Here is a 20,075-nt window from a genome sequence, read left to right as displayed (position 1 = left end):
CCCCAGGGCATTCAGGTACCCGCCGGGATAAAACGGCGCCAGCCCTTAAAATGATGGGCTAATGCCAGCGATCTCATTTCAGTCCGTCTCCAAAACCTATTCCTCTGCGCGAAGCCAAACAGGTCCCATTGTCCGGGCGCTTGACGACGTCAGTTTTGACATCCGGCAGGGTGAGTTTTTTGGGCTGCTCGGTCCCAACGGCGCCGGCAAAACCTCTCTCATCAGCATACTCGCCGGCCTTTCGCGTGCCAGCAGCGGCCGGGTCCTGGTGCATGGCAGCGACGTGCTCACCGACTATGCCAATGCAAGGCGAAAGCTCGGCGTCGTACCCCAGGAACTGGTGTTCGACCCCTTTTTCTCCGTGCGCGAGGCGCTGCGCATCCAGTCCGGCTATTTCGGCATCAAACGCAACGACGACTGGATCGACGAACTGCTGGTCAGCCTGGGGCTGGCCGACAAAGCCAATGCCAACATGCGCCAGCTCTCCGGCGGCATGAAACGCCGCGTGCTGGTGGCGCAGGCGCTGGTGCACAAGCCGCAGGTCATCGTGCTCGACGAACCCACCGCCGGCGTTGATGTGGAACTGCGCCAGACGCTGTGGCAGTTCATCGCCAAACTCAACAAGCAGGGCAGCACGGTGCTGCTCACCACGCACTACCTCGAAGAAGCCGAGGCTTTGTGCAGCCGCATCGCCATGCTCAAGCAGGGGCGGGTGGTGGCGCTGGCTCAGACTTCCGAGCTGCTCAAGGCAGCTTCGTCGAACGTGTTGCGCTTCAAGATCGACAGCGAATTGCCGGTGCACCTGGCCGCGCAGGCCCGTATCACCGGGCGCATCGTGCAGTTCCCGGCGCACAACGCCAATGAAATCGAACAATACCTCGCGGCCATCCGTGAGGCGGGGCTGGTCGCGGAAGACGTTGAAATCCGCAAGGCCGACCTGGAAGATGTGTTCCTGGACGTAATGAACAAAAAGCCGGCCGGAGAAGCCACCGAACTGAATTTAATGGGAGTGGCAACATGATCGCGTTCATCCGGGGAAGGGCCGTGCGCCGCGCCGGGCCGCCCCAAGCAAGCACAGCCCCCTCGGGGGGCAGCGTAGTACGCGAAGCGACAAGCGTGGGGGCTTTTGAATGACTGGCTGGCAAACACTGCTCTACAAGGAAACCCTGCGCTTCTGGAAAGTGGGTTTCCAGACGGTCGGAGCCCCGGTGTTGACCGCCGTGCTCTACATGCTGATCTTTGGCCACGTGCTGCAGGACCAGGTCAAGGTTTACGACCAGGTCAGCTACACCGCCTTCCTGGTGCCCGGACTCGTGATGATGAGCGTGTTGCAGAACGCATTTGCCAACAGCTCTTCCTCGCTGATCCAGAGCAAGATCATGGGCAGCCTGGTGTTTGTGCTGCTCACGCCGCTGTCGCATTGGCACTGGTTTTTTGCGTACGTCGGCTCGTCCGTCGCGCGTGGCCTGCTGGTGGGTACCGGCGTGTTTGCCGTCACCGTATTTTTCGGCCAACCCGCCTTTGTGGCGCCGCTGTGGATTGTGCTGTTTGCGGTACTGGGCGCTGCCATGCTGGGCGCGCTGGGCGTCATCGCCGGGCTGTGGTCTGAAAAGTTCGACCAGATGGCGGCCTTCCAGAATTTCGTCATCATGCCCATGACCTTCCTGAGCGGCGTGTTTTATTCGATTCACTCGCTGCCGCCTTTCTGGCAAAAGGTCAGCCACCTGAATCCGTTTTTCTACATGATTGACGGGTTCCGTTACGGATTTTTCGGCGTCAGCGATGTTTCGCCCTGGCTGAGCCTGGGTATCGTGACCACCGCGCTGCTGGTCGTAAGTGGTGTCGCGGTCAACATGCTGCGCACAGGCTACAAAATCAGACACTAGAGATATGGCCCCCACGTTCGCGCACTTCGTGTCGCTCCCGAGGCCTTGCAGGCCGCGGCTCGCGAGACGCTTCGCCTCTGTCGCCCGTCCAAGCCTGCGCAGGCAGGCTTGGAGCCGCGGGCTCCAGCCCCTCGGGGGCGCTGCGCCTGCGGCCTGGCAAAGCCAGTTCCGCGGCCCCTGCTTGCGAAGACACTCGTCTCATGCCTCAATAGAAAACTTATGACCAGCGAAGAACTTCAATCCATCATCACCGCAGGCCTGCCGTGCGAACATATCGAACTGTCGGGCGACGGCCGCCATTGGTACGCGACAATCATCTCCAGCGCCTTTGAGGGCCTGCGCTTGATCCAGCGCCACCAGAAGGTGTACGCCACGCTGGGTGGCCGCATGCAGACCGACGAAGTGCATGCGCTGTCGATGAAAACGTATACGCCCACCGAATGGGCCAACAACAACACGCAATAAGAACATGGACAAATTACTCATCAGGGGCGGCAAATCACTCGCCGGCACGGTCGAAATTTCCGGTGCCAAGAATGCCGCGCTCCCGGAACTGTGTGCAGCCCTGCTGACAGCCGACACGGTGACGCTGCAGAATGTGCCGCGCCTGCAGGATGTGGCCACCATGCTCAAGCTGGTGCGCAACATGGGTGTGCAGGCCGAACGCAGCCAGGACGTGCCCAGCACCGTGGTGCTCAATGCTGGCGGCCTGAGCTCACCCGAAGCCCCTTATGAGCTCGTCAAAACCATGCGCGCTTCCGTGCTGGCCCTCGGCCCGCTGCTGGCGCGCTTTGGCGAGGCGACCGTGTCGCTGCCCGGCGGCTGCGCCATTGGTTCGCGGCCGGTCGACCAGCACATCAAGGGTATGCAGGCCATGGGCGCTGAAATTGCCGTGGAGCACGGCTACATGATCGCCAAGCTGCCGGCTGGTCAGAAGCGACTCAAGGGCACCAGCATTACCACCGACATGGTGACGGTCACCGGCACTGAAAACTTCCTGATGGCGGCCAGCCTGGCAGAAGGCGAAACCATCCTGGAGAACGCCGCGCAGGAGCCCGAGATTGGCGACCTGGCTGAAATGCTCATCAAGATGGGCGCAAAGATTGAAGGCCACGGCACGCGCCGCATCCGCATTCAGGGTGTCGAGCGCCTGCATGGCTGCACCCACCAGGTGGTGGCCGATCGCATTGAAACCGGCACCTTTTTGTGCGCGGTGGCCGCTGCCGGTGGTGACGTGGTTTTGAAGCATGGCCGAGCCGACCACCTCGACGCGGTGATCGACAAGCTGCGCGAAGCCGGCGCCGTGGTAACGGCGGGCGAAGGCTTTATCCGCATCCAGGCCAGCGGCCGAATGAAGGCGCAATCCTTCCGCACGACTGAATACCCCGGCTTCCCGACCGACATGCAGGCGCAGTTCATGGCGCTGAACGCCATCGCACAGGGCAGCAGTACGGTGACCGAGACGATTTTTGAAAACCGCTTCATGCACGTCAACGAGATGGTGCGCCTGGGCGCGAAGATTCAGATCGAAGGCAAGGTCGCGGTCATGGAGGGCGTTGAAAAGCTGTCGGGTGCCACCGTGATGGCCACTGATTTGCGCGCCTCCGCCAGCCTGGTGATTGCCGGTCTGGTGGCCGAAGGTGAAACCATGGTGGACCGTATTTACCATCTGGATCGCGGCTACGACCAGATGGAAGCCAAGCTGCGCGGAATCGGTGCCGACATAGAGCGAGTCAAAGCATGATCACGCTTGCTTTATCCAAGGGCCGCATCTTCGACGACATCCTGCCGCTGCTTAAAAGCGCCGGCATCGAGGTGCTGGACGACCCGGAAAAATCCCGCAAGCTGATCCTGGACACCAACCAGCCCGGCCTGCGTGTGGTGCTGGTGCGCGCCACCGACGTGCCCACCTATGTACAGTACGGCGGTGCCGATCTCGGCGTGGTCGGCAAAGACACGCTGATCGAATCCGGCAGCCAGGGCCTGTACCAGCCGCTCGATTTGCAAATCGCCAAATGCCGCATCAGTGTGGCCGTGCGCGAGGGCTTTGACTACGCCGCCGCCGTGCGCCAGGGCTCGCGCCTGAAAGTGGCCACCAAGTACGTGGCGATTGCCCGCGAGTTTTTCGCCACCAAGGGCGTGCACGTCGACCTGATCAAGCTCTACGGCAGCATGGAGTTGGCGCCGCTCACAGGCCTGGCCGACGCCATCGTCGACCTCGTCTCCACCGGCAGCACGCTCAAGGCCAACCACCTGGTCGAGGTCGAACGCATCATGGACATCAGCTCGCACCTCGTTGTGAACCAGACTGCGCTCAAGCTCAAGCAAGAGCCCATCCGCAAGCTGATAAACGCTTTTTCTGCCGCCACCTCTGCACCTTCCCTTAAATCTTGATGCTATGAAATTAATAGCTGCTCCCGCTCGTCTGTCAACGGTTTCAGCTGATTTTGAGGCTGAATTCAAGGCGCGCCTGCATTGGTCTGCCGACACCGATGCGGCCATTGAGCAACGCGTGGCCGACATCCTGGCCGATGTGCAGCAGCGCGGCGATGCGGCGGTGCTGGAATACACGGCGCGCTTTGATGGCCTGTCAGCTGCGTCGATGGCTGGGCTGGAACTGACGCAGGCGGATTTCAAGGCCGCATTTGATGCCATTCCCGCTGCCCAGCGCGAGGCCCTGCAGGCCGCAGCCGCCCGGGTGCGCAAGTACCACGAGGCACAGAAGAAGGCATCGGGAGAGAGCTGGAGTTATCGCGACGAAGACGGCACGCTGCTGGGCCAGAAGGTCACGCCGCTGGACCGGGTGGGCATTTACGTTCCGGGCGGCAAGGCTGCCTACCCTTCCAGCTTGCTCATGAACGCCATCCCCGCCCACGTGGCTGGTGTGCAAGAGATCATTATGGTGGTGCCAACGCCTGTGCGCGGCAGCGTAGCCACGGGCGGCTCAGGCGACCAGGCGGCGTCGAGCAAAGGCGAGCGCAATGAGCTCGTGCTGGCCGCCGCCTATGTGGCCGGGGTCACCCGCGCCTTCACCATCGGCGGCGCGCAGGCCGTGGCCGCGCTGGCCTACGGCACGCAAACCGTGCCCAAGGTCGACAAGATCACCGGCCCCGGCAATGCTTACGTGGCCAGTGCCAAAAAGCGCGTTTTCGGCACGGTGGGCATCGACATGATTGCCGGCCCGTCTGAAATTCTGGTGCTGGCCGATGGCAGCACGCCCGCCGACTGGGTGGCCATGGACTTGTTCAGCCAGGCCGAGCATGATGAGCTGGCCCAAAGCATCCTGCTGTGCCCCGACGCCGCCTATATCGATGCCGTGCAGGCTGCGATTGACCGGCTGCTGCCCGAAATGCCGCGCGCCGAGATCATCGCCAAGTCCCTCACCGGCCGCGGCGCGCTGATCCACACCCGCAGCATGGAAGAGGCCTGCGAGATCAGCAATCGCATTGCCCCCGAACACCTCGAAGTCTCCAGCCACGACCCGCACAAGTGGGAGCCTCTGCTCAAACACGCCGGCGCGATCTTCCTGGGCGCCTACACCAGCGAATCGCTGGGCGACTACTGCGCCGGCCCCAACCACGTGCTGCCCACCAGCGGCACGGCGCGCTTCAGTTCGCCACTGGGTGTCTACGACTTCCAGAAGCGCTCCAGCCTGATCGAAGTCAGCGAAGCCGGTGCGCAAGTCCTCGGCAAGATCGCCGCAGAACTCGCCTATGGCGAAGGCTTGCAGGCGCATGCCCGCGCCGCCGAGATGAGAATGAAAAAATGAACGCAGCAAGCGACAAGTCAGACCTCTCCTCACCAGCCGGGGCCGCGGAACCGGCTTTGCCGGGCCGCAGGCGCAGCGCCCCCTCGGGGGGCAGCGTAGTACGCGAAGCGACAAGCGTGGGGGCCCACATCTTTCGCCAGGACGTGCAGTCCATGCATGCCTACGCCATCCAGGACTCGGCCGGCATGGTCAAGCTTGATGCCATGGAGAACCCGCACCGCCTGCCGGCATCGCTGCAGGCCCATCTGGGCCAGCGTCTGGGTGCGCTGGCATTGAACCGCTATCCGGATGGCCGCGTGAATGATCTGCGCAAGGCCCTGGCCGACTATGCGCAGATGCCCGAGGGCTTCGACATCATGCTGGGCAACGGTTCGGACGAGTTGATCTCGCTGCTGGCCATGGCCTGCGATGTGGAAGGGGGCTCCATATTGGCGCCATTGCCGGGCTTTGTGATGTACGCCATGAGCGCGCAGCTGCAGGGTCTCAAATTCATCGGCGTGCCGCTGACGGCCGACTTTGAGCTCGACCAAGCCGCCATGCTGGCCGCTATTGCCGAACACCAGCCGTCCATCATTTACCTGGCCTACCCGAACAACCCGACGGCCAACCTGTGGGACGACACGGTGATTGAAAAGATCATCGAAGCCGTGGGCGAACAAGGTGGCCTGGTCGTGATGGACGAGGCCTACCAGCCGTTTTCCAGCAAAAGCTACATCGACCGCATCGCCAGGCACAGCCATGTGCTGCTGATGCGCACCCTGAGCAAGTTCGGCCTGGCCGGCGTGCGCATCGGCTACATGATGGGCCCGAAAGCGCTGATTGCCGAGATCGACAAGGTGCGCCCGCCCTACAACATCAGTGTGCTCAACTACGAATGCGCGCTGTTCGCGCTGGAGCACCAGGGTGAATTCGCCGCCCAGGCCGCGGAGCTGGTGGCTCAACGTGCTGTGTTGCTGCAGGCCCTGGCCGGCATGGCGGCCAGGGGCGTCAAAGCCTGGAAAAGCGACGCCAACATGATCCTGGTGCGGGTGCCTGATGCGGCCAAAACCTTTGAAGGCATGAAATCGCGCAAGGTCCTGGTCAAAAACGTTTCTAAAATGCACCCATTGCTGGCCAATTGTTTGCGCCTGACGGTCGGCACCGCGGACGAGAACGTGCAAATGCTGGCGGCGCTTGAAAAATCCCTATGACCACCCCTACCCACGCTCCCCGCATTGCCGAGGTTTCACGCAACACCGCCGAAACCCAGATCATCGTCAAGCTCAACCTGGACGGCACCGGTAAAGCCAGCCTTTCCACGGGCATAGGCTTTTTCGACCACATGCTGGACCAGATCGCCCGCCACGGCCTGATCGACCTCGACATCCAGGCCAAGGGCGATTTGCACATTGACGGCCACCACACGGTGGAAGACGTGGGCATCACGCTGGGCCAGGCCGTGGCCAAGGCTGTGGGAGACAAAAAAGGCCTGCGCCGCTACGGCCACGCCTATGTGCCGCTCGACGAGGCGCTGTCGCGCGTGGTGGTCGATTTTTCGGGCCGTCCGGGCCTCGAGATGCATGTTCCTTTCAAGAGCGGCATGATCGGCACCTTCGACAGCCAGCTCGCCTACGAATTCTTCCAGGGCTTTGTGAACCACGCCTTTGTGACCTTGCACATCGACAACCTCAAGGGCGAGAACGCCCACCACCAGGCCGAAACCGTGTTCAAGGCATTTGCCCGCGCGCTGCGCATGGCGCTGGAGATCGATCCGCGCGCCGCAGGCGTGATTCCATCGACCAAGGGTTCGCTGTAACCCCTTCGCACTCAACGCCGGGAACACGTCCAATCCTTGTTTTAATGCCTGTTTTTGCCTCCAGACCAATGGTGACGGGCGCAAGCAGCTATTAAATTCGTAGCAAACTACCTTTCGACTTTCAATGGCAAAACCCAAAACAGTCGCCGTGGTCGACTACGGCATGGGCAACCTGCACTCCGTGTCACAGGCTGTTCGCCATGTGGCGGGCGGCAGCGGCTTTGACGTGCTGGTCACCTCCCGGGCCGAAGATGTGATGTCGGCCGAACGCATCGTGCTGCCTGGCCAGGGCGCCATTGCCGACTGCATGCGCGAGCTCGCAGATTCCGGCATGCTGGAGTCGGTGCTGCACGCTGCGGCCAACAAGCCGCTGTTCGGTGTTTGTGTTGGCATGCAGATGCTGCTGAGCCACAGCGACGAAGGCCAGCCCGGCGACGGCGGCGTGGGTACCACCGGCCTCGGATTAATCCCTGGGGAGGTCACCAAATTCGAGCTGGCCGGCAAAATCCAGCCCGACGGCAGCCGTTACAAGGTGCCGCAGATGGGCTGGAACCAGGTTTACCAAAATGGTGCGGGCACGGCCAGGGCCCACCCGGTCTGGGCTGGAGTTCCCGACGGCGCGTACTTTTATTTTGTACACAGCTTTTATGCCCGGCCGTCGGATGCACGCCACATCGCGGGGGAGGCCGACTACGGCGCGCGCTTTACGGCGGCGATTGCACGCGATAATATTTTTGCCACCCAGTTCCACCCCGAAAAGAGTGCCGACCACGGGCTGGCCCTGTACCGCAATTTCCTGCACTGGAATCCCTGAATACCTTGGGTCAGACCCGGTACCGGGGCGTCCGGCTTTTTGTTACCCTGAGCGTCCGTTTTGTCCTTTACCGTTTTACCGTCTTTAACCGCACATGCTACTTATCCCCGCGATTGACCTGAAAGACGGTCACTGCGTCCGCCTCAAACAGGGCGACATGGATCAATCCACCATCTTCAGCGAAGACCCGGCCGCCATGGCGCGCAGCTGGGTCGACAAGGGCGCGCGCCGCCTGCACCTGGTGGATTTGAATGGCGCCTTTGCAGGCAAGCCCAAGAATGAGGCTGCCATCAAGCAGATACTGGCCGAGGTCGGCAGCGAAATCGACGTGCAGCTGGGCGGCGGCATCCGTGACCTGGACACCATCGAGCGCTACCTTGACGCCGGCCTGCGCTACGTCATCATCGGCACCGCAGCCGTCAAGAACCCCGGTTTTCTGCAAGACGCCTGCACGGCCTTCGGCGGCCACATCATCGTCGGCCTGGACGCCAAGGACGGCAAGGTCGCCACCGACGGCTGGAGCAAGATGACCGGCCATGAGGTCATCGACCTCGGCAAGAAATTCCAGGACTACGGCGTCGAATCCATCATCTACACCGACATCGGCCGCGACGGCATGCTGACCGGCATCAACATCGACGCCACCGTCAAGCTCGCCCAGGCGCTGACGATTCCCGTGATCGCCTCCGGCGGCCTTTCGAACATGGCCGACATCGAAAAGCTCTGCGAGGTCGAGGAAGAGGGCGTGGAAGGTGTGATCTGCGGGCGCTCGATTTACAGCGGTGATCTCGATTTTGAGAAAGCTCAGGCGAGAGCCGATGAGTTGAATGGCTAGTCCATTAAGCAAGCGCAAGATTCCACTTTGGAGCGTCATTCTCACAGTGGGGTTGAGCGTAGCCGCCGTGTTGGGATATGTGGCCATTGAATACGGCTTCTCAGCCTTACCGGGTTTTTTGCTGTTTTGCCTGGCGTTGGCGATAGCGGCCCCCCTAATCGTGTTGTTTTCTGCGTCCTAACCCATGCTCGCCAAACGAATCATTCCTTGCCTTGATGTGACTGGCGGCCGCGTGGTCAAAGGCGTCAACTTCACCCAGCTGCGCGACGCAGGCGACCCGGTCGAAATCGCCGCGCGTTACAACGAGCAGGGCGCCGATGAGCTCACTTTCCTCGACATCACCGCCACCAGCGACGGGCGCGACCTGATCCTGCCGATCATCGAAGCGGTGGCTTCGCAAGTGTTTATTCCGCTGACGGTTGGCGGCGGTGTGCGCACCGTTGAAGACGTGCGTCGCCTTCTCAATTCCGGGGCCGACAAGACCAGTTTCAACTCGGCCGCCATCGCCAACCCGCAGGTGATCGCTGACGCTTCTGCCAAATACGGCTCGCAGTGCATCGTGGTGGCGATCGACGCCAAGCGCCGCGGCGCGGAAGGCGAAAAGCGCCTCACACCCGCCGGCGAACCGGTCGGCCCGGGCTGGGACGTCTACAGCCATGGCGGGCGCAAGAACACCGGCCTGGACGCCGTGGCCTGGGCCACCGAGATGGCGCGCCGCGGTGCCGGCGAAATTTTGCTGACCAGCATGGACCGCGACGGCACCAAGTCGGGCTTTGACCTGGCCCTGACCCGCGCGGTGAGTGACGCCATCAGCGTGCCCGTGATCGCCTCGGGCGGCGTCGGCAACCTGGAGCATCTGGCCGACGGCATACAGACCGGCGGCGCCGACGCGGTGCTGGCCGCCAGCATTTTTCATTACGGTGAATACACGGTGCAGCAGGCGAAAGCTCACATGGCGGCACGCGGCATCCCTGTCCGTCTGTAGCATTTCTTAAGCGGTTTTGGCCTGTAGCCCAATGAATACAGGCGCAAGCAGCTCCTGATTTGATAGCGAATCATTTTCCGGCGAAACTGGCGTCAGCACAGAGCCCCCGTGGTTTGGCGGCTTGTAATACAGCTGTTCAACGCAATCTTGGACAATACACACCATGAACTGGTTAGATGAAGTCAGCTGGGACGACAAGGGCCTGATCCCCGTCATTGCACAAGAAGCCTCCAGCGGCGATGTGCTCATGTTCGCCTGGATGAACCGGGAGGCGCTGCAAAAAACTGCCGAGCTTGGTCAGGCGGTGTATTTCAGCCGCTCGCGCGGGCGGCTCTGGCACAAGGGTGAGGAATCCGGCAACCAGCAAACGGTGCATGAGATCCGCCTGGACTGCGACAACGACGTGATCCTGCTCAAGGTGACGCAGCTGGGCCACACGCCGGGCATAGCTTGCCACACGGGCCGCCACAGCTGCTTTTTCAGTGTGTATAAAGACGGTCAATGGGTGGTGACCGAGCCGGTCCTGAAAGACCCGACAACCATGTATAAAAAAGCATCAACAGACTCCGGCAAACATGACCACGAATGACTCCCTCCAGCGCCTGGCGCAGATCATCGAAAGCCGCAAGGCGGCCAACGGCGGTGACCCGGACACCAGCTATGTGGCGCGCCTGCTGCATAAAGGCCCCGACGCTTTCCTGAAAAAAATCGGCGAAGAAGCCACGGAAACCGTGATGGCGGCCAAAGACATCGACCGCGGCGGGCCCACGGCAGAGCTCAAGGGCAAGCTGGTTGGCGAAGTGGCCGATCTGTGGTTTCACAGCCTGATTGCGCTGGCGCATTACGGCCTCAGCCCGCTGGACGTGATTGCCGAGCTGGAGCGCCGCGAAGGCACCAGCGGCATCGAGGAAAAAGCCTTGCGCAAGGCCCAGCACCGTGATGCGGCCGAAAAGCCCTGAGACGGGCGTTTCCTGGCCCCACACCGTGGCTGATTTTTCTTCTCCCTGATATCGCTTTGACTGGAACCTGAACGCATGGAAACCGACCTGGCCGAATTCGAAGGCAAGAATCCCAACGACCGCGCCGTCATGCATGTGCTGTACGGCCTGCACACGCTGGCCTGGTTCAGCGGCGGTGTGTTTGCGGTGATCGCCGTCATCATCAACTACATTCGCCGCGCGGATGAAACCGATGCGCTCTACATCGACCACCACAACTACATGATCCGCACCTTCTGGTGGACGCTGGCCTGGCTGGTGCTTCTGTCGCCGCTGTGGCTGTTGATTGTGCCGGGGTGGGTGGCCTATGGCATTGTCTGCCTCTGGTACCTGTACCGCTGCGTGCGCGGCTGGATGCGTTTTAACAGCCATCGCCCCACATAAGCCCTTTCAGCCACGACCCAAGCCATGAACCATTCCGACACCTGCATTTTTTGCAAGATCGCTGCGGGCACCATTCCAAGCCGGAAGGTGTACGAAGACGACGAGCTGTACGCTTTTCACGACATCAACCCGTGGGCGCCCGTGCATTTCCTGATCATTCCCAAGGACCATATTCCGTCCATGGCCCAGGTCGGCCCCGAACACGCTGCTTTGCTGGGGCGCATGATGGTGCTGGCCCCCAAACTGGCGATGGAGCAGGGCTGTAACCCCTATCCGGAGGGCGGCTACCGGATCGTGACCAATACCGGCGCCGAGGGTGGCCAAGAGGTGCATCACCTGCACTTTCACGTGATCGGCGGCCCGCGGCCATGGCTGAAGGGCTAGAAGGGTTACAAGCCAAAGGGAACCCTGGTGCGCACAACCACACTAAACCGGTAGGCCAATGTGTGTAATCGGTTTTCCGGCAGGCAGGGCCTTTAGAATCAACGCAATTGCGTGCAAACCGCCCCAAACCGGCAATGTTGCATTTACACCTGTATTTACAGATTAGGAGCAAATCATGGGTTCATTTTCCATTTGGCACTGGCTGATCGTGCTGTTGATCGTGGTGATGGTGTTCGGCACCAAAAAGCTCAAAAACATGGGCAGCGATCTCGGCGGCGCCGTCAAGGGTTTTAAAGACGGCATGAAGGACGGCAGCCAGACGCCCGCCGACGTGCCCGTGCCGCCCGCCAGCGTGACCAACGCCCAGGCCGCTGACAAAACGACAATCGACGTTGAAGCCAAGCAGAAGTCTTGAGCGCAATCATCTGACGCAACCTTCCAGCGACACCTTCTGCAGTGATTGATCTAGGCATCTCCAAAATGGCGCTCATCGGCGCCGTGGCGCTGATCGTTATCGGCCCGGAGAAGCTGCCGCGCGTGGCGCGTACCGTGGGTACGTTGCTGGGTAAGGCCCAGCGTTATGTGGCCGACGTCAAAAACGAGGTCAACCGCTCCATGGAGCTGGACGAGCTCAAGAAGATGAAGGAAACCGTTGAGGGCGCCGCCCGTGACGTCGAGAACTCCATCCAGACCAACGCCAGCGATTTCGAAAAATCCTGGGCCGAGGCCACGGGAGAGTCGTCCTCCGGCGCTTTGCCGGGCATGGAAATCTTCCCCGAGTACAGGCACCCGAAAAAGAAGTGGCGGCTCAAGCAGGGCGCGACGCCCCAGTGGTACAAGGCCCGTTCGGGCGTACGCACCAAGGCCCAGTCCGGCGCGGCCCGCGTGGCGCGCTTCCGTCCGCAGCCGGGCCGCATGCCTTGAGCTGCTTTCCTGCTGATTCCTTCCTGTTTGCGTGCCTCCCCGCGCAGCCCCACCAGCGCAAATTCCCCTCATGAGCGATCCCCACACCGACAAGCCCGACGAACTCGCGGGCACCGAGCAGCCTTTTGTGCAGCACCTCGTGGAGCTGCGCGACCGGATGATCAAAGCGGTGATTGCCATCGGCATTGCGGCCGCCGTGCTGGCGGTGTACCCCGGCGCCAGCGCACTCTATGACCTGATGGCCGCCCCGCTGGTGGCCACGCTCCCCAAGGGCGCCACGCTGATCGCCATCAGCGTGATCACGCCGTTCGTGGTGCCGATCAAGATCCTCTTCATGGCCGCCTTCATGATCGCGCTGCCGGTGGTGCTGTACCAGGTGTGGGCCTTTGTCGCACCGGGCCTGTATTCGCATGAGAAAAAACTGGTCATGCCGCTGGTGGTTTCCAGCACCCTGCTGTTTTTCATCGGCGTGGCGTTTTGTTATTACTTCGTGTTTGGCCAGGTGTTCGCCTTCATCCAGAGCTTTGCGCCCAAGTCCATCACGGCGACGCCGGACATCGAGGAATACCTGAGCTTCGTGCTGGGCATGTTCCTCGCGTTCGGGCTGGCCTTTGAAGTGCCGATTGCGGTGATCCTGCTGGTGCGCATGGGCATACTCACCGTGGCCCAGCTGCGCCAGTACCGCGGCTATTTCTGGGTGATCGCCGCCATCGGCACCGCCCTGGTCACGCCGCCCGACGCCGGCTCCATGATCATGCTGCTGATGGTGGTGGGCGGACTGTATGAGGTCGGCATCCTGGCGGCCCTGCTGTTCGTCAAGCACACCAAGGTGCCAGAGACTGACAGCGACACCGAAGTAGCCAAACCCTGACTTCCGCCGGCGCTCGCCGGCTCAGCCCCTCCCGCATGCACGGGACGTCAAATCTTTTTGGAAAAAAACGGCCACAGCCCAATGTGGCCGTGCGCAAGTCGCTATTAATTTGGTAGCATCTTCATGCACGATTGCAGCGTGCTGACGGCGCCCCGGCTGGTCAGCGCTGCTGCACCTTGGGCCGCTGGCGCTTGCCGGGCGTCACCGGGATCTCGGTCTGCTTGTCCTTGCGCAGCACCGTCAACGGCGCCGGCGTGCCGGGCTTGAGGGCTGCCACAGCGGTCAACAACTGGCTCACGTTGCGTACGCCCTTGCCGTTCACGGCGGTGATCACGTCGCCGGGTAGAAGGCCGGCCTGCGCGGCCGGGCCGTTTTGCAGAACGCCGGTGATGATGACACCACCCTCTTTGGCCGCAGCCGCCGGAAGGCCGAATGTTTCAGCGAGTTCGGGGTTGAGGTCCTGCGGCTCCACGCCGATCCAGCCCCGCGTGACCTGGCCGTCCTTCACGATGCCGTCGAGCACCAGCTTGGCAGTCGACACCGGGATGGCGAAACCAATGCCCATGGAGCCCCCCGAGCGCGAATAAATCGCGGTGTTGATGCCCATCAGGTTGCCGTTCACGTCGACCAGCGCGCCGCCCGAGTTGCCGGGGTTGATGGCGGCGTCGGTCTGGATGAAATTTTCAAAGGTGTTGATGCCCAGCTGGTTGCGCCCCAGTGCGCTCACGATGCCGCCGGTGACCGTCTGGCCCACGCCAAACGGGTTGCCGATGGCCAGCACGGCGTCGCCCACCTGCAAGGCGTCGGAGTTGCCCAGCACGATGACGGGCAGCTTGTCCAGGTCGATCTTGAGGATGGCCAGGTCGGTGTCCGGGTCGGTGCCTATGACCTGTGCTTTTGCCTTGCGCGTGTCGTTGAGGATGACTTCGATCTCGTCGGCGCCTTCCACCACGTGGTTGTTGGTCAGGATGTAGCCGCTGGCGCTGATGATGACGCCGCTGCCCAGTCCGCCCTGCGGTTCATTGGGGCTCTGGTCGCCGAAGAAAAACTTGAACCACGGGTCTTCGGCATGCGGGTTTTTGGCGGCGGCCTTGCTGGTGTTGATGCTGACCACCGCTGCCGAGGCAACTTTGGCCGCCGATGCGAAGCCGCTTCCGGCACCGCCGCTGCGCGGTGCGGTGCCGGCCGGGGCCTCGATGACGGACACGCCCGGCATGTTGCCGCGGTCTAGCCACTGCGGCTTGAGCGTGGCCACCACGAAGTAGGCCGCCAGCAGGACGGTGACGGTTTGGGAAAAAAGAAGCCAGGTGCGTTTCATGAGGCGTGAGGGTCGGCGTGCCGGTACGAAGGTGCGGAAGACGAAAGGGGGCGGGAATCCGGGGCGGCACAGGGCCGGAAGGGGCGCGGCGCCAACTGATGGAGTTTATCGCTTCGGGTCCCCGCTCGCTGTAAGGAAGCATGCCGGCTGGCTCCGGTACCATGTTCCTGGCTGCCGCAAGGCCGCAGCCGCGGGCAGCCTGAACCGCCGCCCGCGGTCAACAACCATAACGGAGGTGACAACATGCATCAGTGTTCAAGGCGGACCTGGCTCGCGCGTGGCGCGGCCGCATTGACAGCGGGTTCGGCGGGACTGGCATTGCCGGTTCTGGCCGCACCCACGGCGACGAAATTTCCGGCCAGTGTGGTGGCGCAGGGCACCACACTGCAGCTCAACGGCGCCGGCACCCGCTTCAAGGCCATTTTCAAGGTCTATGACATGGCCCTGTACACGAGCCGCAAGGTCTCGTCGGCCGACGAGGCGATGAAGCTGGGAACGCCCATACGCCTGGCCTTTGTGGCGCTACGCGAAGTCTCCGGCACCGACCTGGGCCGGCTCTTCCTGCGCGGCATGGCCGACAACTCAAGCCGCGACGCTGTCAGCCGCCACTCGGTGTCGAGCAACCGTCTGATCGATATCTTCTCGGGCCGCAGCAAGCTGATGCCCGGCGATTCGTTCGCGATGGAGTTTGTTCCGGGCAAGGGCACCAGCTTTTTCATCGCCGAGCAGCCGCAGGGCGCAGCGGTCGGTGATGCGGAGTTCTTTCGCATGGTGCTGGGCATCTGGCTGGGGTCCGTTCCGGCGGACTTCATGCTCAAGGACGCGTTGCTGGGCCTTGAGAAAAGCTGAGCGTCCTGAAGCAGCGCCCTGAGACAATGGGGCCATGAGCACCACACGACAGGACTTGCTGCAGGCCTTTGACACGCTTTTGCAGCCCGCGCGCTTCAAGGACTACGGCCCCAACGGTCTGCAGGTCGAAGGCAAACCCTCGGTCGGCAAGATTGTTTCCGGCGTTACCGCCAGCCTGGCGCTGATCGAAGCGGCCATTGCGGCGCAGGCCGACGCCATCTTTGTGCACCACGGCCTGTTCTGGCGTGGCCAGGACGGCCGCGTCACGGGCTGGATGAAGCAGCGCCTGGCCTTGTTGCTGGCGCACGACATCAACCTCTACGCCTATCACCTGCCGCTGGACGCGCACCCCGAGCTCGGCAATAACGCCCAGCTGGGCTTGCAACTGGGCCTCACGGCGACGGGGCGTTTCGGCGAACAGGACCTGGGTTTTATCGGTGGGCGCGTCGACGGAGGGGAATTTTCAGATGCCGGCGCACTGGCAACACATCTGGAAAAAGTACTTAATCGGGTTGTAACCAAAGCAGGACCAGCGCAATCAGCTATTAAAAACATAGCATGGTGCACGGGCGGCGCGCAGGGGTATTTTGAGGCGGCGATTGCCGCAGGCGCCGACGCCTTCATCACCGGCGAGATTTCCGAACCCCAGGCGCACTACGCGCGCGAGATGGGCGTGGCCTTCATCGCCTGTGGGCACCACGCCTCCGAGCGCTACGGCGCGCCGGCCGTGGCGGCGCAGGTTGCCACGCAGCTGGGCCTTGCCCACCAGTTCATCGACATCGACAACCCGGCCTGAAGCTTTTTCCCGAGAGGATCAGGCCGGCTTGTGGCGCTGCCGCCCGGCGCGGCCGGTGTTGGAACTGGCGGGTTTGGCCCGCAGCGGTGTTTGCGGCGCGGCGTTTCGCAGCGCATGCCAGCTGGAGCCCAGCTCGGCATGCTCCACCGGCACGGCGGTGCGGGTTTCCGGGTCCAGCAGCGCGGCGCGGGAGCGCATGGCGCGGGCAGCCTGCGCCACAGACTGCGCTTCGTGCAGCAGCTGGGCGACGTCCTTGCCGGCGACCGACAGATGAACGATGCCGACGGCAATGTCCGGCTTGATCCGGGCACGCCCCCCGCCCAGGGCCGTCACGTCCATCGGCCGGCGCAGGTCGGAGGCCACGCGCAGGCCCAGTGTGCGTATCCAGCGCGGCGAATGCATGGTTTCCAGCAGCACGACAAAGCAGCGGTCATAGTAGCGGCCGGCCGGGTTGACGGCGCCGGTGTGACGCTGAATGCGGCGCGCCATCTGGATATAGATTTCGTTCAGGCCGGCCTGGCCGATCTGGGGCAGCAGGCCTTCGGGCTCGAACAGCAGCACGGCCATCAGCGCGCCGTCGCGCCGCGTGCGCAGACGCCGGCGCTGCGCACGGATGATTTTCTGCACCATCGCCACGCCGTCATAGAGCTGGGTGATCGGGTCGTGCCCCGACGCTTCGCCGTGCTTCAATTGCCGCGTCTGCCGGTTGCGCAGCCACAGCATGGCGGCCGTGATGACCACACTGAGCAAGGCTGCCATGGCCACGCCGGCCTGCAGCGGCAGTGAAAACCGGGTGGGGCTCAGCGCCAGGCCGTACAGGCCGATCTGCGCGGGCAGCGTCAGCAGGCAGCCCAGCGCCAGGCCCCAGGCCATCCGGTCACCGAGTTGCGTGGCGCGAACCGACAGCCACAGCACCACGGAAAGATTGACGACGGCGAGCGTTGCCGAGGCGGGCAGGGCCCACTGCGGCTCCAGCAGCAGGCAGAGCGGCCCGCCGGCGATGCAGACCAGGGTGATGGTTAACAGGCTGACCTTCATCAGGTGGTCGCGCTGGTGGGCCGACAGCCATTTGCTGGCGCCGAAGCTGCCCATCGACGCGCAAGCCGGCCCGACAAGGAGTTGCGCAATGCCCAGCGACTCCTTGCCGTCCGGCCAGAGCTCCATGGGCAGGCCGCACAGCAGCATCACCACCAGCCAGCAAAGCACGAGGTAAGCCAGGGTCTGCCAGGCAGCGCGGGTGCGGCTGTAAAGGGCATCGGCCAGGGCCAGCAGCAGCACCAGGCCAAGTGCGCCGGCCGCAGCACTCCACAGCATCATTTCACCGTCGGACATCAGGACGGGCATGGCAGCATTCATGGCAGGCTGATGTCCTGTGCGCTGGCGGGCTGCCGCTGCGATGTGGTTTGCGCCAAAATACCCCCAGCATGCATCTGACCGACCCCCCTGAATTCATTGATCCGGCGCCGCGCTGTGCAGCCGGTGTGTTGACCTGTTTCTTTGTGATTATGGGCTGTCCTGTAACCAAATGCACCCTGCGGCCGCAATTCACCGCGGCGGCGCCCGGCTTGTGAACAAGCCGCTGCTCATCACCATGGGTGACGCCGCCGGCATCGGCCCGGAGATCATCGCCAGGGCTTTTCGCGATGCACCCGTTGAAATGGCGGGCTGCACCGTGGTGGGTGATGTCGCCACGATGCGCCGCGCTGCCGCGCTGACAGCGTCCCCGCTGGCGCTGCCGGTGGCCCGGCTGGACGCCCTGGCCGATGCGGTGGGGGTGCCGCCCCATTGCATCGGGGTGTTGCAAAAATGCGAGTTGGAGGCCGTGCCTTACGGCCAGGTCAATGCGCAGGCGGGCCAGGCCGCGGCCGACTGCATCGTCTGGGCTGCCCGCAGCGTGCTGGCCGGTGAGGCGTGCGCCATGGTGACAGCGCCCATCCACAAGGAAGCATTGGCGGCGGCCGGCGGCTGGGCAGCGGCCTTTCCGGGCCACACCGAAATGCTCCAGGCTGAAGCTGCCGCTTTTCTGGGTAAATCGGCGGCGGACGTGCCGGTGCGCATGATGCTGGCCAACGACGAACTCAAGACCGTGTTGGTGAGCATTCACATGTCACTGCGGCACGCCATTGAGGCCGTCACCTTTGACAACGTGTTGCAGACCTTGCGCATCACCCATCGCGCAGTGGCTGCCAGCCTGGGCCGGGCACCGCGCATTGCGGTGGCGGGGCTGAATCCGCACGCCGGTGAAGGCGGACTGTTCGGCAGCGAAGAGCAGGCCATCATCGCGCCGGCCATCGCTACCGCCCGCGCAGAAGGGCTGGATGTGAGCGGTCCCTTCGCACCCGACACGGTATTCATGCGCGCGCGCCATGCCGCCGGCAAGCCCGGCGAGTTTGACGTGGTGGTGGCGATGTACCACGACCAGGGGCTGATCCCGGTCAAGTACCTGGGCGTGGAGCAGGGCGTGAATGTGACGCTGGGCCTCCCGCTGGTGCGCACGAGCCCAGACCACGGCACGGCGTTTGACATCGCCGGCACGGGGCGCGCGGACGCATCCAGCTTGCTGGCGGCTGTTCGCATGGCGCGCCAGCTTGTTGTCGGCTAAAAATCAAGCGAAATCGGGCTCTGACCCAATAGCAGTCTGCGCTAGCAGCTATTGAATCAATAGCAAGCACCGTCTCTTCGCAAGCGGGGGCCGCGGTCTGGCTTTGCCAGCCGCAAGGCGCCGTCCCCTGTAGGGGAGAGGCCCGCTACACGAAGTGAGCGGGCAACAGGGGGGTAGATATCTTTCAAGCGAGGGCCGCGGTCTGGCTTTGCCAGCCGCAAGGCGCCGTCCCCTGCAGGGGAGAGGCCCGCTACACGAAGTGAGCGGACCACAGGGGGGGGCTTACTTTTTTAGACTGTCGCGGATTTCACGCAGCAGCACGATGTCTTCAGGCGGCGCGGCGGGCGGTGGCGCGGCTTCGTGGTGGCGTTTGAGCCGGTTGATCTGCTTGACCATCAGGAAAATGATGAAGGCCAGGATGACGAAGTTGACGCTCACCGTCAGGAAGTGGCCGTAGGCAAAGACCGGGACGCCGGCTTTTTTGAGGGCTTCAAGCGACATGTCGGTGCCCGGCGGCACGGTGCCAAGCAATACGTACATGCTGGAAAAGTCCAGCTTGCCGAAGACCAGGCCCACCAGCGGCATGATCAGGTCGCTCACCACGGCGTCGACGATCTTGCCGAAAGCGGCGCCAATGATCACGCCTACGGCCAGATCGATCACATTGCCCTTGACGGCAAATTCCTTGAATTCCTGCATCATTCCCATGAGTCTCTCCTGTTATTGGCAGCGGTTGCCGGCCGTACCGGCGTTCTGAAAAAAATGATTATGAAGGCTGGCCGTGTTTTCGGGCGGCGCGGAAGGGGCGGCTTGCAACAAAGTATGCGAAGGCGGCCGACTGCCTTAAAAACAGGCACTTCCAGCC

At 62.9% G+C, this 20,075-nt stretch carries 24 protein-coding genes; 21 read left to right on the top strand and 3 right to left on the bottom strand.

Annotated elements, in window-relative coordinates:
- Positions 1 to 61: 61 nt before the first annotated feature.
- The 18 genes from ACXJKE_RS06465 (at position 62) to tatC (ending at position 13,645) form a co-directional block, all read left to right on the top strand.
- Positions 62 to 1,021 carry an ABC transporter ATP-binding protein gene (locus tag ACXJKE_RS06465; protein WP_457279717.1) on the top strand — a complete coding sequence of 320 codons (960 nt, stop codon included), beginning with the start codon at positions 62 to 64 and terminating at the stop codon, positions 1,019 to 1,021.
- Positions 1,022 to 1,130: 109 nt separating this feature from the next.
- Positions 1,131 to 1,886 carry an ABC transporter permease gene (locus tag ACXJKE_RS06460; protein ID WP_457279716.1) on the top strand — a complete coding sequence of 252 codons (756 nt, stop codon included), beginning with the start codon at positions 1,131 to 1,133 and terminating at the stop codon, positions 1,884 to 1,886.
- Positions 1,887 to 2,105: 219 nt separating this feature from the next.
- A complete protein-coding gene (locus tag ACXJKE_RS06455; RefSeq protein ID WP_457279715.1) occupies positions 2,106 to 2,351 on the top strand; it encodes a BolA family protein in 246 nt (81 codons plus the stop codon).
- Between the two features lie 4 nt (positions 2,352 to 2,355).
- Positions 2,356 to 3,630, top strand: a complete 1,275-nt coding sequence (gene murA, locus ACXJKE_RS06450) for a UDP-N-acetylglucosamine 1-carboxyvinyltransferase (RefSeq protein WP_457279714.1) — start codon at positions 2,356 to 2,358, stop codon at positions 3,628 to 3,630.
- Positions 3,627 to 4,280: an ATP phosphoribosyltransferase gene (gene hisG / locus ACXJKE_RS06445; RefSeq protein WP_457279713.1), complete on the top strand. Its 654-nt coding sequence runs from the start codon at positions 3,627 to 3,629 to the stop codon at positions 4,278 to 4,280. Before murA ends, hisG begins: the two co-directional genes overlap by 4 nt.
- A 4-nt stretch (positions 4,281 to 4,284) precedes the next feature.
- Positions 4,285 to 5,655, top strand: coding sequence for a histidinol dehydrogenase (gene hisD / locus ACXJKE_RS06440; protein WP_457279712.1), 1,371 nt, complete (start codon positions 4,285 to 4,287; stop codon positions 5,653 to 5,655).
- Complete coding sequence (gene hisC / locus ACXJKE_RS06435) at positions 5,652 to 6,845, top strand: histidinol-phosphate transaminase (protein ID WP_457279711.1); 1,194 nt, start codon at positions 5,652 to 5,654, stop codon at positions 6,843 to 6,845. Before hisD ends, hisC begins: the two co-directional genes overlap by 4 nt.
- Positions 6,842 to 7,450 carry an imidazoleglycerol-phosphate dehydratase HisB gene (gene hisB / locus ACXJKE_RS06430; protein WP_457279710.1) on the top strand — a complete coding sequence of 203 codons (609 nt, stop codon included), beginning with the start codon at positions 6,842 to 6,844 and terminating at the stop codon, positions 7,448 to 7,450. The genes hisC and hisB overlap by 4 nt, the downstream gene beginning before the upstream one ends.
- A gap of 124 nt (positions 7,451 to 7,574) precedes the next feature.
- The gene (gene hisH / locus ACXJKE_RS06425; RefSeq protein WP_457279709.1) at positions 7,575 to 8,264 is read left to right on the top strand and encodes an imidazole glycerol phosphate synthase subunit HisH; all 690 of its coding nucleotides are present in this window, start codon (positions 7,575 to 7,577) and stop codon (positions 8,262 to 8,264) included.
- Positions 8,265 to 8,358: 94 nt separating this feature from the next.
- Positions 8,359 to 9,099, top strand: coding sequence for a 1-(5-phosphoribosyl)-5-[(5-phosphoribosylamino)methylideneamino]imidazole-4-carboxamide isomerase (gene hisA / locus ACXJKE_RS06420; protein ID WP_332700223.1), 741 nt, complete (start codon positions 8,359 to 8,361; stop codon positions 9,097 to 9,099).
- A 184-nt stretch (positions 9,100 to 9,283) separates the two neighbouring features.
- On the top strand, positions 9,284 to 10,084 hold the full coding sequence (gene hisF / locus ACXJKE_RS06415; protein WP_457279708.1) for an imidazole glycerol phosphate synthase subunit HisF: 801 nt from the start codon (positions 9,284 to 9,286) through the stop codon (positions 10,082 to 10,084).
- 163 nt (positions 10,085 to 10,247) lie between these two features.
- The gene (gene hisI, locus ACXJKE_RS06410; protein ID WP_457279707.1) at positions 10,248 to 10,673 is read left to right on the top strand and encodes a phosphoribosyl-AMP cyclohydrolase; all 426 of its coding nucleotides are present in this window, start codon (positions 10,248 to 10,250) and stop codon (positions 10,671 to 10,673) included.
- Entirely contained in the window at positions 10,660 to 11,043 is a 384-nt protein-coding gene (locus tag ACXJKE_RS06405) for a phosphoribosyl-ATP diphosphatase (RefSeq protein WP_457279706.1), read from the top strand. The genes hisI and ACXJKE_RS06405 overlap by 14 nt, the downstream gene beginning before the upstream one ends.
- A 75-nt stretch (positions 11,044 to 11,118) precedes the next feature.
- Complete coding sequence (locus ACXJKE_RS06400; protein WP_457279705.1) at positions 11,119 to 11,466, top strand: DUF4870 family protein; 348 nt, start codon at positions 11,119 to 11,121, stop codon at positions 11,464 to 11,466.
- Between the two features lie 24 nt (positions 11,467 to 11,490).
- Positions 11,491 to 11,850: a histidine triad nucleotide-binding protein gene (locus ACXJKE_RS06395; protein ID WP_457279704.1), complete on the top strand. Its 360-nt coding sequence runs from the start codon at positions 11,491 to 11,493 to the stop codon at positions 11,848 to 11,850.
- A gap of 175 nt (positions 11,851 to 12,025) precedes the next feature.
- A complete protein-coding gene (gene tatA, locus ACXJKE_RS06390; protein WP_122955331.1) occupies positions 12,026 to 12,265 on the top strand; it encodes a Sec-independent protein translocase subunit TatA in 240 nt (79 codons plus the stop codon).
- Positions 12,266 to 12,306: 41 nt separating this feature from the next.
- Entirely contained in the window at positions 12,307 to 12,774 is a 468-nt protein-coding gene (gene tatB / locus ACXJKE_RS06385) for a Sec-independent protein translocase protein TatB (RefSeq protein WP_457279703.1), read from the top strand.
- 70 nt (positions 12,775 to 12,844) lie between these two features.
- Positions 12,845 to 13,645 (top strand): twin-arginine translocase subunit TatC, encoded by an 801-nt coding sequence (gene tatC, locus ACXJKE_RS06380; protein ID WP_457279702.1) that lies wholly within the window; start codon positions 12,845 to 12,847, stop codon positions 13,643 to 13,645.
- Positions 13,646 to 13,805: 160 nt separating this feature from the next.
- Here the strand turns inward: tatC and ACXJKE_RS06375 are convergent, their stop codons facing one another.
- Positions 13,806 to 14,963 (bottom strand): S1C family serine protease, encoded by a 1,158-nt coding sequence (locus ACXJKE_RS06375; RefSeq protein WP_457279701.1) that lies wholly within the window; start codon positions 14,961 to 14,963, stop codon positions 13,806 to 13,808.
- A gap of 243 nt (positions 14,964 to 15,206) precedes the next feature.
- On the opposite strand from ACXJKE_RS06375, the gene ACXJKE_RS06370 reads away from it, so the two are divergent.
- The gene (locus ACXJKE_RS06370) at positions 15,207 to 15,812 is read left to right on the top strand and encodes a chalcone isomerase family protein (RefSeq protein WP_457279700.1); all 606 of its coding nucleotides are present in this window, start codon (positions 15,207 to 15,209) and stop codon (positions 15,810 to 15,812) included.
- A gap of 34 nt (positions 15,813 to 15,846) precedes the next feature.
- On the top strand, positions 15,847 to 16,608 hold the full coding sequence (locus tag ACXJKE_RS06365) for a Nif3-like dinuclear metal center hexameric protein (RefSeq protein ID WP_457279699.1): 762 nt from the start codon (positions 15,847 to 15,849) through the stop codon (positions 16,606 to 16,608).
- A gap of 18 nt (positions 16,609 to 16,626) precedes the next feature.
- Here the strand turns inward: ACXJKE_RS06365 and ACXJKE_RS06360 are convergent, their stop codons facing one another.
- Positions 16,627 to 17,964, bottom strand: coding sequence for a hypothetical protein (locus tag ACXJKE_RS06360; protein WP_457279698.1), 1,338 nt, complete (start codon positions 17,962 to 17,964; stop codon positions 16,627 to 16,629).
- Between the two features lie 211 nt (positions 17,965 to 18,175).
- On the opposite strand from ACXJKE_RS06360, the gene pdxA reads away from it, so the two are divergent.
- Positions 18,176 to 19,210, top strand: a complete 1,035-nt coding sequence (pdxA, locus tag ACXJKE_RS06355; RefSeq protein ID WP_457279697.1) for a 4-hydroxythreonine-4-phosphate dehydrogenase PdxA — start codon at positions 18,176 to 18,178, stop codon at positions 19,208 to 19,210.
- Between the two features lie 282 nt (positions 19,211 to 19,492).
- Here pdxA and mscL read toward each other — a convergent pair whose 3' ends face one another.
- Positions 19,493 to 19,918 carry a large conductance mechanosensitive channel protein MscL gene (gene mscL / locus ACXJKE_RS06350; RefSeq protein ID WP_457279696.1) on the bottom strand — a complete coding sequence of 142 codons (426 nt, stop codon included), beginning with the start codon at positions 19,916 to 19,918 and terminating at the stop codon, positions 19,493 to 19,495.
- Between the last annotated feature and the right edge of the window lie 157 nt (positions 19,919 to 20,075).

The sequence above is a fragment of the Polaromonas sp. P5_D5 genome (assembly GCF_054049435.1).
Note: the sequence above shows the minus strand (reverse complement) of the source record. Positions and strands in the feature narration are given on the sequence as shown.